This window comes from Streptomyces sp. NPDC048521 (assembly GCF_043199855.1).
GTDB lineage: Bacteria > Actinomycetota > Actinomycetes > Streptomycetales > Streptomycetaceae > Streptomyces.
In genome coordinates, this window is record NZ_JBICWR010000019.1 from 30,996 (window position 1) to 44,091 (window position 13,096).

Consider the following 13,096-nt stretch of genomic DNA (forward strand, 5'->3'; position numbering starts at 1 on the left):
AGGCAGTACGGCGCCCCGTCCGGAGCTTTCCGGGCGGGGCGCCGCCTTTTCGGCGGGTCGGCCGCACCTCCCCCGGGCGTGGGAAACCGCGCGACCGGTCACAAACCCGCCCGCACCCGACCGCCGGCGCCGCGCACCGAACCCCCAGGCGCCGGGAACACCGTGTGCGCCTCGTCTCACCTGCACCAAAGCACCACGACGCGCCCTACCCGCGGAGCGAACCCGCCGTATTGTCTTAGCGTCAGCCCTCCCTAAGGAGCCCCCATGACCACGCCCGTCGTCCACTCGCTGCGCGAACAGATCCGCGAGCACATCGTGGAGGGAATCGTCAGCGGGCGCTGGCAGCCGGGCGAGCGGATCGTGGAGCGCCGGATCGCCACGGAGCTGGAGGTCAGCCAGACGCCGGTCCGCGAGGCCCTGCGCGAGCTGGAGTCGCTGCGGCTGATCGAGTCCGCGCCGAACAAGGGCGTCCGCGTGCGGAACCTGACCGCGGCCGACCTGGAGGAGAGCTACCCCGTCCGGGCCGGCCTGGAGGCCATCGCGGCGGAGCTGGCCGCCGACCGCCTGGCGCAGGACTGCTCGGCACTGGAGCCGCACGTGCTGGCCCTGTACGAGGCGGACCGCGAGGCCGACGGCACGGCACAGGTCCGGCACACGGTCGGCTTCCACCGCGAACTGGTCCGCGCGGCGGACAACTCGGTGCTGCTGCACACGTGGGAGGGCCTGGGCATCGAGGTCTTCACGGCGCTGTCGATCCGCTGGCTGGGCACGGTCCAGCAGTCGTACGCGGAGGAGCACGAGGAACTGGTGCAGGCGTTCAAGCGCCGGGATCCGCGGATCGCCGAACTGGTGAAGGCGCACGTCCTGGGCTGTGCTCCGCGCGCTTGACGGCAGGCGAGCATACCTGTGCTCACCTGCGAAAACCTTGGTCATATACGGCACCGGGTGCCCGCTGAAAAGGCACCGCGTGCCTACTTTCTCGTAATCGAGAAGTTTTGCCCTCAACCCTTTGATCGATCATCGATCAGGGAGTTACAGTCGCCGACGGACTTCCACCGAAGTCCCTGCCCTGTCCTGCCAAAGACCAAGGGCACCCCCGAACCCTTACCGATGAGGGAACCCCCTTCGACTGAGGAAGGCGGCGACATGACCGACCCCAACGCCATCCAGCCGAGCGCGCTCGACCAGCTCCCGGACCGCGACCCCGAGGAGACCGCCGAGTGGCAGGCCTCGCTCGACGCCGTCGCCAGGGAGGCCGGGCCGCACCGCGCCGCATACCTGATGCGCCGCACGCTGGAGCGCGCCGAGGCGGGCGGCATCGCGCTGCCGAAGCTCCTCGAGACGGACTACGTCAACACCATCCCCACCTCCGCCGAGCCGGGCCTGCCCGGTGACCCGGAGATGGAGGCCCGGATCACCGCCTGGAACCGCTGGAACGCGGCCGCGATGGTGACCCGCGGCTCGAAGTACGGCGTCGGCGGCCACATCGCCACCTTCGCCTCCGCGGCCTGGCTGTACGAGACCGGCTTCAACCACTTCTTCAAGGGCAAGGAATCCCAGGAAGCGGCCGGCTCCGGCGACCAGCTGTACATCCAGGGCCACGCCTCCCCCGGTATCTACGCCCGCGCCTTCCTCGACGGCCGCTTGACCGAGGCGCACCTCGACAACTTCCGCCAGGAGGCCGGCGGCAACGGCCTGCCGTCGTACCCGCACCCGCGCCGCCTGCCCTGGCTCTGGGAGTTCCCGACGGTCTCCATGGGCCTCGGCCCCCTCTCGGCGATCTACCAGGCGCGCTTCAACCGCTACCTCACCAACCGCGGCATCAAGGACGTCTCCGCGTCCCACGTCTGGGCCTTCCTCGGCGACGGCGAGATGGACGAGCCCGAGTCGACCGCGGCCCTCGCGCTCGCCGCCCGTGAGGAGCTGGACAACCTCACCTTCGTCATCAACTGCAACCTGCAGCGCCTCGACGGCCCGGTCCGCGCCAACTTCAAGATCGTGCAGGAGCTGGAGGCCCAGTTCCGCGGCGCCGGCTGGAACGTCGTCAAGACGCTGTGGGGCTCGGCCTGGGACGAGCTGTTCGCCCTCGACACCACCGGCGCGCTCGTACGCCGCCTGCGCCAGGTACCGGACGCGCAGATCCAGACGTACCAGACCCGCGACGCCGCCTACATCCGCCAGGACTTCTTCGGTGCCGACCCGGCACTGGCGGAGATGGCGAAGCTGCTGAGCGACGACAAGATCCTCGAGTGCTTCCACCTCTCGCGCGGTGGACACGAGGCCCGCAAGGTCTACGCCGCCTACAAGGCCGCCGTCGAGCACAAGGGCGCGCCGACCGTGATCCTGGCCCAGACGGTCAAGGGCCACACCCTCGGCGAGGGCTTCGCGTCGAAGAACGCCAACCACCAGATGAAGAAGCTGACGGTGGACGAGTTCAAGGCGATGCGCGACCTGCTGGAGCTGCCGATCAAGGACAGCGACTTCGCCGACGGCGTGGTCCCCTACGGCCACCCGGGCGCCGACTCCCCCGAGGTCCGCTACCTCCAGGAGCGCCGCGCGGCCCTCGGCGGCCCGGCCCCGGCCCGCCGCACCCACGCCCTGGCCCCGCTGCCCGCCCCCGCCGAGAAGGCCTTCGCCTCCTTCGACAAGGGCTCCGGCTCCCAGAACGTGGCCACCACCATGGCCTTCGTCCGCCTGGTCAAGGACCTGGTCCGCGACAAGGAGACGGGCAAGCGCTGGGTGCCGATCGTCCCCGACGAGGCGCGCACCTTCGGCATGGAGAGCCTGTTCCCCTCCCTCGGTATCTACTCCCCCAAGGGCCAGACGTACGAGCCGGTCGACCGCGACCAGCTGATGTACTACAAGGAGGCCAAGAACGGCCAGATCCTCAACGAGGGGATCACCGAGGCCGGTTCGATGGCCGACTTCATCGCCGCGTCCACCGCGTACGCGACGCACGGCGAGGCGATGATCCCGTTCTACATCTTCTACTCGATGTTCGGCTGGCAGCGCACCGCCGACCAGATGTGGCAGCTCGGCGACCAGCTCGGCCGCGGCTTCCTCGTCGGCGCGACGGCGGGCCGGACGACCCTGACGGGCGAGGGCCTCCAGCACGCCGACGGCCACTCCCCGGTGATCGCCGCGACCAACCCGGCCGCGCTGACGTACGACCCCGCGTTCGCCTACGAGATCGCGGTGATCGTCCGTGAGGGCCTGCGCCGGATGTACGGCGAGGCCAAGCCGGGCGAGGACCAGAACGTCTTCTACTACCTGACGGTCTACAACGAGCCGCTGCCGCAGCCGGCCAAGCCGCAGGGCCTGGGCATCGACGAGGGCATCGTCAAGGGCCTGTACCGCTTCAACACGGCGGAGTCCGCGGGCGTGTCCGTGCCCGCCAACGCCCCGCGGATCCAGCTGCTGGGCTCGGGTACGGCGATCCACTGGGCCCTTCAGGCGCAGCGACTGCTGGCCGAGGAGTGGGGCGTGGCCGCGGACGTGTGGTCGGCGACCTCCTGGTCGGAGCTGCGCCGGGACGCCATGGAGGCCGACGCGGCCCTGCTGCGCGGTGAGGAGCGCGTGCCGTACGTCCGCCAGGCGCTGCAGGGTGCCGAGGGTCCGGTGCTGGCCGTCAGCGACTACATGCGCCAGGTCCCCGACCAGATCGCGCAGTGGGTCGAGCAGGACTGGTCCTCCCTGGGCGCCGACGGCTTCGGTCTCTCCGACACCCGTGAGGCGGCTCGCCGCCACTTCGGCGTCGACGCCCAGTCGATCGTCGTCGCGGCCCTGGCCCAGCTCGCCAGGCGCGGCGAGGTCAAGGCGACGGCGGTCAAGGAGGCCCGGGAGAAGTACGGCCTGTAGGACGGCCGACGGGGGTGACCGGCGGTTCGGTACCGCCGGTCACCGCACATCGGGGCCGAGCGCCGTCGCGGCGGACGAGAGGGTGCACGCAGCTTCGCGTCCGCCGCTTCCGCGTTCCCCGCCCTCGAAGGCGGCCCGGCATCATGAGAGGCATGCGTGCCGCCCGCCTCATCAAGATGGTGCTCCTCCTGCAGTCCCGGCCCGCCATGACCGCTGCCGAACTCGCGCGGGAGCTCGAGGTGTCGGAGCGGACGGTCACCCGGGACGCGCAGGCGCTGTCGGAGGCGGGGGTGCCGGTGTACGCCGACCGGGGGCGGGCCGGTGGGTACCGGCTGGTCGGGGGATACCGGACGCGGCTGACGGGGCTGGCCCGCAGCGAGGCCGAGGCGTTGTTCCTGAGCGGGGTGCCGGGGGCGCTCAGGGAGATGGGTCTTGAGGACGCCGCCTCGGCGGCCCGGCTGAAGGTGTCGGCCGCGCTGCTGCCCTCCCTGCGGGACGCCCCGGACAGTGCCGCCCAGCGCTTCCACCTGGACGCGCCCGCCTGGTTCCGGGAGCCGGAGACACCCGCGCTGCTGCCCGTGCTCGCCGAGGCGGTGTGGGCGGACCGGTGCGTCATCGCCCGGTACCGGCGCCCGGGCGCGAAGCCGGAGGGGCGCGCCGGCGCCTCGGCAGCGGCCGAGGCGCCCCGCGGGCGGAGCGGCCATGAGGCTTCCGGCGAGGTGGAGCGGACCCTGGAGCCGTACGGTCTCGTGCTGAAGGCGGGCGTCTGGTACCTGTGCGCGCGGGTGGCCGGCGGGGGCTCGTTCCGGACCTACCGGATCGACCGGTTCACCGGTCTGGACATCCTGGACGAGCGTTTCGGCCGCGATCCGGACTTCGACCTGCCCGGCCACTGGGCGGCGCAGGCCGAGCGGTTCGCGCGGTCGATCCTGCGCGCCGAGGTCGTCGTACGGCTGTCCCCGGAGGGTGTGCGCAGGCTGCCGTACGCCGTCGATCCGCTGTCCGCGCGGGAGGCGCTCGGCGGCCTGGGCGAGCCGGACGCCGAGGGCCGGGTGACGGTGACCCTGCCGGTGGAGTCGGAGGAGGTCGCGCACACCCAGCTGACCGCGCTCGGCCCGGAGGCGGAGGTGCTGGCACCGGCGGGCCTGCGGGAGCGGTTCGCCGCGGACGCGGCCCGGATCGCGGCGCTGTACCGGCGCGCGAACCCCGGCTGCCGAGATGCCGGGTAACGATCCGCGGTACTCCGCGTGCGGGCCACCGGCCGAGGCCCGATGCTGGTGCCGTGATGGACGAGACGGAGTTCTGGGAGCTGATCGACGCCACCCGCGCGGCCGCCGAGGGCGACCCGGAGGAGCAGGCCGACCTGCTGGTGGAGCGGCTGCTCCGGCTGGACCCCGACCTGGTCCTGGACTTCGCCCGTCACTTCGAGGCCCGCTACAACCGCGCCTACCGGTGGGACCTGTGGGGCGCCGCCTGGGTGCTGCTGGACGGGTGCAGCGACGACGCGTTCGACTTCTTCCGGTGCTGGCTGATCGGCCAGGGCCGGGAGGTGTACGAGGGCGCCCTGCACGACCCGGACTCCCTGGCCGAGTTGCTGGACGAGTTCGACGAGGAGATCGACGGCGACGGCGAGGAGCTGGGCTACGCGGCGGACGAGGCCTACGAGCAGCTGACCGGCACCGTCGCGCCCGACCTGGGCATCGCCCCGGCCCCCGCCGAGCCTGCGGGCAGGCCCCTGGACCTCGAGAACGAGCGGGCGCTGGCGGAGCGGTATCCGCGGCTGTGGGAGCGTTTCAAGGACTGACCGCCGGTCTCATGCCGTCGTGCGCCCGCGGCTGGTGTCCGTCGGCGGGCGGGCCTGGGGCCGGTCGGCCTTCACCGCGCGGTGCTGCGGGCGGCGTCGGCCTGGTCGAGGGCGGACGCGGTGACCGCCGCCGGGCCGAGGACGACGGTCACGACCGCGCAGACCACCGCCCAGGGGCCGCGCGCGGTCCGGGGCCGGTCGGCCCGTTCCCGCGCGGAGTGCGTACGGCTGCTGTCGATGGCTGGCTCCCCACCTCCGGTCGGCTTGTGTCGTCCTCGACCGTAGGGGGCGGTGCTCGCAGCGGGCTGCGTGGCTACGGCGTCCCTGTGGGCGTCCGGCCCTGCAGCCGGGCCGCGGTGGCCCGGATCTCGGGGAGGCGGGCGGTGAGGGCCGCGCCGGGGCAGCTGGTCATGAAGCCCTCGTTGTGGCCGGACACCGCGGGCAGGGTGGCGCTGCTGCCCGTCTTGTAGCGGCTGAGGCCGTTGCTGGAGACCAGGCGGACGCTGCTGCGCGGGTCGATGCCGGCGAGGCCGAGCTTCCAGGCGGCCAGGGCGGCGATGGCGTCGGTCATGGCCCGGGGCACGGGGACGCCGGCGGTGAAGGTGCCGAGGGCGGCGATGCCGGTGGTGCGGTGGTTGAAGCCCTGGGCGTGGGCGCCGGTGACGGGCCGGTCGGAGCCTCCGGCGCGGCCCTCGTAGATGGTGCCGCAGCGGTCGACGAGGAAGTGGTAGCCGATGTCGTCCCAGTGGCGGGTGCCGGTCTGGCCGGCGTACAGGTGGCGGATGATGCGGGGCGCGTCGGCGCAGTCGTAGCCGTTGGGCGAGTCGGTGTGGTGGAGGAAGACGGCGACCACCCGGTCGTCGTAGCGCGGGGGCGGCTGGGTGTGCCCGGTGGTGCGGTCCAGCCAGGCCGAGCGGGGCCGGATGGGCGGCCGGGCGGCGCGGTGGGCGGCCGGGGGCCGGGCACCGGCGGGGCGGGCCGCGGCGAGGCGGTCGGATCGGCTCGTGACGGAGTGCTCGACTTCGCGGGCGCACAGGGGCAGTGCGAGGCAGGCCAGCAGGCCGGGCAGGCAGCCGAGCAGCACCGGCAGGGCGCCCGGGACCCGTGCGCCGCGTCGTCTCGGTGGCCCCGGGGCTCTTCGGAGGACACGCATGATCCCACTCTCGGTGTGTCGGGCCGTGCCCGCGATGTGCGCTGTGCCACCCGGTGGAACCATCGTCCTGGTCCGGGACGTTTCTGTGGGTACCCGCGTACGTGGCCGGTTCGCCGCCCGGCGGCCGTCGCGTGCGCGTGACTGATCAGCGGACCCGCCCCGTCCGTACTGAGGGGTCCGAGAGAAAGGCGGCTCCGTGGACCTGCTCGACCTGGTGCTTGTGCTGGTGATCCTCGTCTACGCGGTGTCGGGTTACCGGCGTGGCCTGGTGGCCGGATGCGTGTCCCTGGCCGGGTTCGTCGGCGGCGCGGCCGTCGGTGTGTGGGTACTGCCGTGGGTGACGGGGCTGGTGGAGCGGGGCTCGGCGCAGGCGACGGTGCTCGCGGTGCTGACGGTGCTGGTGCCGGCGGTGGCGGGGCACGAGCTGGCGGGCAGGCTGGCGCTGCGGTTGCGCGGCGAGCTGGACCGGGGTCCGCTGCGCGTGGCGGACGGGGTGGGGGGCGCGGCGGCCAACTCGGTCGCGGTGCTGATCGTGGCCTGGGTGGCGGCGAGCGTGCTGGGCGCGGCCCCGTCGCAGACCCTGACGACGGCGATACGGAACTCGGCGCTGCTGGGCACGGTGCAGCAGGCGATGCCGCAGACCACGCCCGCGTGGTTCGCGCGGGCCACGTCCGCACTGACCGAGGCGGGTTTCCCGCAGGTCTTCAACCCGTTCGAGAACGAGTCGACGGCCCAGGTGGCCCGGCCCACCGGCGACAGCGTCACCCCGGCCGCGGCGAGCGCCGCCAAGCTGAGCACGGTGAAGATCGAGGGCGCCTCGGGCACCGAGGGCCGGGAGGGCAGCGGCTTCGTGTACGCCGCGCGGCACGTGATGACCAACGCGCACGTGGTGGCGGGCATCGACCGGCCGAGCGTGCGGGTGGGCGGGGTCGGGCGGTCGTACGAGGCCCGGGTGGTGCTCTTCGATCCCGACCGGGACGTGGCGGTGCTGTATGTGCCGCAGCTACGGGCGCCGGTGCTGCGGTTCGACACCGGTGCCGTGCGCGGGGACTCGGCGGTGGTGGCGGGCTATCCGGAGGACGGGAACCTGAATCTGCAGGCGGCGACGGTGGCGAACCGCGTGGAGGCGACCGGCCAGAACATCTACAACGACCGCGCGGTCACCCGGGAGATCTACTCGATCCGCTCCACGGTCCGGCCGGGCAACTCCGGCGGCCCGCTGCTGACCACGGACGGCAAGGTGTTCGGGGTGATCTTCGCCCGCTCCACCTCGGACGCCGAGACGGGGTATGCGCTGACGGCGTCCGAGGTGGCGGGCGACGCCCGGCGCGCGGCGGCGGCGACGACAGCGGTGGACACGGGCGACCTGGTCGACTCCTAGGGCCTGGGGTCGACGGGCAGCGGCCTGTGAACGGCATTCACAGCTGACGGCCCATGAGGATGTCGTCGACGTACCGGCCGTCCAGGTGGAACTCCTCCGGCAGCACGCCCTCGACGGTGAAGCCCTCGGACTCGTACAGGGTGCGGGCCGGGGCGTTGTGCCCGAGGACGCGCAGGGTCAGGCGCCGCGCCCCGCGCCCGCGCGCCTCCTCGACGGCGGCCCGGATCAGCGCGCGCCCCAGGCCCCGCCCGCGCGCCTCCTCGGCGACGGCGAAGCCCTGAATGGCGAGGACGTGCGCGTTCGAGGCGAGCGGGGTCGGGTGGGCGAGGCGGATGTAGCCGACGATGCGTCCCTCGGCTTCGGCGACCAGGTAGCCGTCCGGGCTGTGGCGCTCGTCGAAGAAGGGGTCGTACGGCGGCTGCGGCTCGGGCATCACCGCGTGCAGGGGGGACCAGGTGGCCCGGTCGAGGACGGACAGTTCCGCGTCGTCGTCGAGGCGGGCGGTGCGTATGTACGGATCCGGCATGACGATCACCTTAGGGCCGGCTCTCCTGGGGTCCCAGCGCGTTTCGTGCCGGCCGCCGTCATGCTGGGGCCATGGAACGTTCGCGAATCGCGGTGGCCGGCGCGTCCGGTCTGATCGGCAGCGCTCTGGTGCGGTCCCTGACCGCGGACGGGCACGAGGTGGTGCGTCTGGTGCGCCGGGCGCCCGGGGGCCCGGACGAGGTCCGCTGGGACCCCGCTCGGCAGTACGTGGACGCGGCCGGGCTGATCGGCTGTGACGTGGTGGTCAACCTGGCCGGGGCCGGGGTGGGCGACCGGCGCTGGACACCGGAGTACAAGCGGCTGATCCGGGACAGCCGGGTGCTGGGCACGGCCACGCTGGCCGAGGCCGCGGCCTCGCTGCCCCAGCCGCCGCGGGTGTTCCTGAACGGCAGCGCGATCGGCTACTACGGCGAGACCGGCGACCGGGTGGTGGACGAGAGCGCCCCGCCGGGCGACGGCTTCCTGCCCCGGCTGTGCGTGGAGTGGGAGGAGGCGGCGGCGCCGGTCGAGGAGGCGGGCGTACGGACGGTGTTCCTGCGCACGGGGCTGGTCGTGGCGCGCGGCGGTGGGGCCTGGGCGCGGCTGTTCCCGCTGTTCCGGGCGGGGCTCGGGGGGCGCCTGGGCGACGGGCGGCAGTACTGGTCGTACATCGCGCTGCACGACGAGGTGGCCGCGATCCGGCATCTCATCGACGGCGAGGCGCTGTCCGGCCCGTTCAATCTCACGGCGCCCCAGCCGCTGACGAACCGTGAGATCACCGAGGCGATGGCCCGGGTGCTGCGCCGGCCGGCGCTGTTCGCGGTGCCCGCGCCGGTGCTGCGTAGGGTGTTGGGCGAGATGGCCGGGGATGTGCTGGGCAGCCAACGGGTGGTGCCCCGGCGGTTGCTGGAGTCGGGGTTCCGGTTCGCGTTTCCGGGCATCGAGGATGCGGTACGGGCCGCCTGATGTACGCCAGGGATGTCCTGTGATCTCGTGAGATCTCTTGGGACCGTATGCGACCTCTATGCGACCGTGCCCTGTTGATGCGCGTCTGTCTATGACCGATCGCGGCCCTAACCTCGACCCGAACTCGGGTATTGCTGGAGCCCGTTGGGGGCATGACGTCTCCACCGGCCGCGCAACCACAGGAGGGGCCTCGTGCTTGAGCCCGCGTACCAGGTGGACGTCGTCATCGTGGGAGCAGGAATCGCCGGACTCTCGGCGGCCCACCGGCTGACCAGCGCAGGAATCACGACCGCGGTGCTGGAGGCCGCCCCCTATGTCGGCGGCCGCATGTCGACGGAGAAGGTCGACGGCTTCCGGCTCGACCGCATCGGACAGCTGCTGTCCACGTCGTATCCCGAACTGCGGCTGACACCGGGCCTGGGCGCTCTGACCGTGCGCCGCTTCGCGCCGGGCGTTCTGCTGCACCGCGACGGCCGCACCCAGCGCGCGGGCGCGCCGGCGGCCGGAGGGAGCGCAAGGGGCGCACGGGGCGCGCTCCATGTGGTGCGCGCCCTGGCAAGCTCCCCCAGGGCTACGGCGGCCACGCCCGGCCGGACCGGTGCGCCGGTCGGCGGCGCGGTGGACCAGGCCCGGCTGGGCGCCGCGCTGGGCCGGATCGCGGCCACCCCGGTCGAGCGCATCCTGAACCGCCCGGAGCTGCCCGCCGCCCAGGCCCTCGCCCGGCGCGGGGTGCCGGCCCGCACCATCGACGGCTTCCTGCGCCCGCTGCTCGCCGCGCTGCTGTGCGACCCGGAGCTGACCACCTCCAGCCGGTGTGCCGACCTGGCGCTGCGCGCCTTCGCGAGCGGGCGGCTGGGCGTGCCGGAGGGCGGCGCGGAGATGCTGCCGGAGCTGCTGGCCCGGACACTGCCGCCCGGCACCGTGCACACCGGGGTGCGGGTCACCTCCGTGTCCACGACGTCGGTGGCCACGGCCGAGCACGGCGAGGTCCGCTGCCGGGCGGTGCTGCTGGCGACGGACGCGCGCGCCGCGGCGGGGCTGCTGCCGGGGCTCAGGGTGCCGGACTTCCACCCGGTCACGGTGGTGCACCACACCACCGACGACCCGGCGGTGGCCCTCTCGACCGGTACCTCGCTGCTGCTGGACGCCGACCGGGGCGGACCCGTGGCGCACACGGCGGTACTCAGCAACGTGGACCCGAGCCGGGCGCCGGGCGGCCGGGTGCTGATCTCCTCGACCGTGCTGGGCACCCCGCCGGAAGGCGTGGACACGGCGGTCCGCATCCATCTCTCCCGGCTCTACGGCACCTCGACGCGCCGCTGGGAGACGCTCGCCGTGCACCACACGCCGGAGGCGGTCCCGGCGATGCGTCCGCCGCACGACCTGCGCCGGCCGGTACGGCTGCTGGCCGGGCTGTACGTCTGCGGCGACCACCGGGACACCAGCACGGTCCAGGGCGCGCTGCACTCGGCCCACCGGGCGGCGGCGGCGATCCTGTCCGACCTGGGCGCGGGTTCGATGCACAACGCCGACCCGGCCCCGACCCTGCCGCGGGCGGCCTGAAGCCACCGACACCGGCCGGCACCAGCCGGGTGGCCGCGAACGGCACACACCAGGCCGGCAGCGCCCCGAACGGCGCGCACCAGGCCGGCGGTGTGCAAGCCGAGGCACGTCGCCGGTTCACCACCGCCGGTCTCGCACGTCGTGGCTGACCACCGTCGCCACGGAACCTCCGCACCGGCAAGTCGATCACGACCGCCGCCACGGCGAACAACCACCGCGGCACGATCCGACGGCACCCGACCCCGCCCGGCGATCGCACCGCGACTCCGCGGCGGAACCTCCGCACCACCAGTCGATCGGGCCCGCCGCCACGGCGGACAACCAGGGCGGCGGTGCAACGAACCCGCTCGGTCATCGCAGCGCGGTTGCGGGTCTGGCCGGCCGTCAGCCGAGCGCGGCCACCTTTTCCCGGTAACCCCTGGCCGGTGCCGCGTCCCGGTAGGGCTCCAGGCGGCGTTCGAAGTCCCTTACGTACTCGATCGCGCGAGCGCTCCGCATCTCCACCGCCTGGCCGGCGGCTTCCGCGGCGAGCGCGCAGGCCTGGTCGAGTTCGCCGAGGCCGAGGCGGGCGGTGGCGAGGACGACCCGGCAGAACAGGCGGCTGCGGGCGTAGGAGGGGGCGCGGAGCTGGAGGGAACGCTCGGCGTGCTGGGCGGCGGCCCGGAACTGCTGAAGATCCCGGTGGCAGTGCCCCAGCTCGTCGGCGAGCTGGGCCTCGTCGAAGAACTTGGCCCAGTACGGCACCTCGTCCCCGGGCCGCGCCGCCTCCAGGGCGCGCTCGGCCCGGACCAGCGCCGCGGTGCACGCCCGCACCTCGCCCAGGACCCCGTGCGCCCGCGCCTCGGACGCGTGCAGCAGCGCCTGGACGACCGGCGGGGCACCGGTGCCGACCCCCTGCTGCGCGACCCGGGCCAGCTGCACGGCCTCCCTGCCGTGGCCCAGGTAGACGGCCTGGCGGCTCATGGTGACCAGGACGTAGGAGCCGTAGGCCCGGTCGCCGGCCGCCTGGGCGAGGCGGAGGGCCTGGACGAAGTAGCGCTGGGCGAGTCCGTGCGCGGCGATGTCGTACGAGGTCCAGCCCGCGAGCCGGGTCAGGTCGGCGGCGGCCGCGAACAGCCGGCGGCCGGTCTGCTCGTCGTAGCTGCCGCGGAGCATCGGCTCGCACTCGTGCTCCAGGTAGCGCACCAGGGCCTGTCGGGCGTGGCCGCCGCCGAAGCGGTCGTCGAGGGTGCGGAAGAGCTCACCGACCGAGCGCAGCGCGGCGATGTCGCCGCCGGTGACCTTGTGACCGGGACCGCGCTCGGCCTGCCCGCGGACCCGCGGCGGGCCGACCGGCTGGGGCCTGGCCGCACCGGGCCGTGCCTGCGGGGGCACCCGGGGGGCCGGTTCCCGGGCCACCTTGTCGTCCGACTTGCCGATCAGCCAGTCCCGGCTGGGCACGACGAGCCCCGCCGGGGTGAACGCGATCTTGCGCAGCTCGGCGTGGCTGCCGGAGTCCTTGCGCCACAGCCCGCTGACGATGTCGACGGCCTCCTCCGGGGTGGCCGCGAACTCCAGCCCGGCGTACACCGGTGCGCAGGCGTCCAGGCCGAGGTCCTGGGCGGTGAGCCGGCGCCCGAGCCGGCGGGTGAACACCTCGGCGATGAGGGCGGGGGTCGTACCGCGCGGCTGCTGTCCGCGCAGCCAGCGGGTGACCGATGTCTTGTCGTATCTGAGGTCCAGCCCGTGCTCGAGGCCGAGCTGGTCGACGCGACGGGCCAGACCCGCGTTGGAGAACCCCGCTTCTGCGATGAGCGCGGCGAGCTGGCGGTTGGGGGTGCGCTGCGCGGGTCGGTCCGTCATCTGC

At 73.7% G+C, this 13,096-nt stretch carries 10 protein-coding genes; 7 read left to right on the plus strand and 3 right to left on the minus strand.

Annotated elements, in window-relative coordinates:
• Window positions 1–264 precede the first annotated feature (264 nt).
• From ACGFRF_RS33400 to ACGFRF_RS33415, 4 genes are all read left to right on the plus strand, one after another.
• Window positions 265–888, plus strand: coding sequence for a GntR family transcriptional regulator (locus ACGFRF_RS33400; protein ID WP_393746425.1), 624 nt, complete (start codon window positions 265–267; stop codon window positions 886–888).
• A gap of 258 nt (window positions 889–1,146) precedes the next feature.
• Window positions 1,147–3,858 (plus strand): pyruvate dehydrogenase (acetyl-transferring), homodimeric type, encoded by a 2,712-nt coding sequence (aceE, locus tag ACGFRF_RS33405; RefSeq protein ID WP_393746427.1) that lies wholly within the window; start codon window positions 1,147–1,149, stop codon window positions 3,856–3,858.
• 152 nt (window positions 3,859–4,010) lie between these two features.
• Entirely contained in the window at window positions 4,011–5,087 is a 1,077-nt protein-coding gene (locus tag ACGFRF_RS33410; protein WP_393746429.1) for a helix-turn-helix transcriptional regulator, read from the plus strand.
• 56 nt (window positions 5,088–5,143) lie between these two features.
• Window positions 5,144–5,662, plus strand: a complete 519-nt coding sequence (locus ACGFRF_RS33415; RefSeq protein WP_393746657.1) for a DUF4240 domain-containing protein — start codon at window positions 5,144–5,146, stop codon at window positions 5,660–5,662.
• 313 nt (window positions 5,663–5,975) lie between these two features.
• Here ACGFRF_RS33415 and ACGFRF_RS33420 read toward each other — a convergent pair whose 3' ends face one another.
• Window positions 5,976–6,815 carry a peptidoglycan recognition protein gene (locus ACGFRF_RS33420; protein ID WP_393746431.1) on the minus strand — a complete coding sequence of 280 codons (840 nt, stop codon included), beginning with the start codon at window positions 6,813–6,815 and terminating at the stop codon, window positions 5,976–5,978.
• Window positions 6,816–7,011: 196 nt separating this feature from the next.
• Here ACGFRF_RS33420 and ACGFRF_RS33425 point away from each other — a divergent pair, with 196 nt between their 5' ends.
• Window positions 7,012–8,196: a MarP family serine protease gene (locus tag ACGFRF_RS33425; protein ID WP_393746433.1), complete on the plus strand. Its 1,185-nt coding sequence runs from the start codon at window positions 7,012–7,014 to the stop codon at window positions 8,194–8,196.
• A 37-nt stretch (window positions 8,197–8,233) separates the two neighbouring features.
• Here ACGFRF_RS33425 and ACGFRF_RS33430 read toward each other — a convergent pair whose 3' ends face one another.
• Complete coding sequence (locus ACGFRF_RS33430) at window positions 8,234–8,722, minus strand: GNAT family N-acetyltransferase (RefSeq protein WP_393746435.1); 489 nt, start codon at window positions 8,720–8,722, stop codon at window positions 8,234–8,236.
• Window positions 8,723–8,793: 71 nt separating this feature from the next.
• On the opposite strand from ACGFRF_RS33430, the gene ACGFRF_RS33435 reads away from it, so the two are divergent.
• Window positions 8,794–9,687, plus strand: a complete 894-nt coding sequence (locus ACGFRF_RS33435; RefSeq protein WP_393746437.1) for a TIGR01777 family oxidoreductase — start codon at window positions 8,794–8,796, stop codon at window positions 9,685–9,687.
• A 192-nt stretch (window positions 9,688–9,879) separates the two neighbouring features.
• Entirely contained in the window at window positions 9,880–11,250 is a 1,371-nt protein-coding gene (locus ACGFRF_RS33440) for an NAD(P)/FAD-dependent oxidoreductase (RefSeq protein WP_393746439.1), read from the plus strand.
• Between the two features lie 384 nt (window positions 11,251–11,634).
• On the opposite strand, the gene ACGFRF_RS33445 is transcribed toward ACGFRF_RS33440, so the two are convergent.
• A complete protein-coding gene (locus ACGFRF_RS33445) occupies window positions 11,635–13,092 on the minus strand; it encodes a regulator (RefSeq protein WP_393746441.1) in 1,458 nt (485 codons plus the stop codon).
• Window positions 13,093–13,096: the final 4 nt, after the last annotated feature.

Excerpts from the sequence above, each read along its gene's own strand:
- ACGFRF_RS33415 (WP_393746657.1), top strand. The coding sequence starts at position 5,144 with ATGGACGAGACGGAGTTCTGGGAGCTGATCGACGCCACCCGCGCGGCC.
- ACGFRF_RS33430 (WP_393746435.1), bottom strand. The coding sequence starts at position 8,722 with ATGCCGGATCCGTACATACGCACCGCCCGCCTCGACGACGACGCGGAA.
- ACGFRF_RS33445 (WP_393746441.1), bottom strand. The coding sequence starts at position 13,092 with ATGACGGACCGACCCGCGCAGCGCACCCCCAACCGCCAGCTCGCCGCG.
- aceE (WP_393746427.1), top strand. The coding sequence starts at position 1,147 with ATGACCGACCCCAACGCCATCCAGCCGAGCGCGCTCGACCAGCTCCCG.
- ACGFRF_RS33420 (WP_393746431.1), bottom strand. The coding sequence starts at position 6,815 with ATGCGTGTCCTCCGAAGAGCCCCGGGGCCACCGAGACGACGCGGCGCA.
- ACGFRF_RS33400 (WP_393746425.1), top strand. The coding sequence starts at position 265 with ATGACCACGCCCGTCGTCCACTCGCTGCGCGAACAGATCCGCGAGCAC.
- ACGFRF_RS33410 (WP_393746429.1), top strand. The coding sequence starts at position 4,011 with ATGCGTGCCGCCCGCCTCATCAAGATGGTGCTCCTCCTGCAGTCCCGG.
- ACGFRF_RS33435 (WP_393746437.1), top strand. The coding sequence starts at position 8,794 with ATGGAACGTTCGCGAATCGCGGTGGCCGGCGCGTCCGGTCTGATCGGC.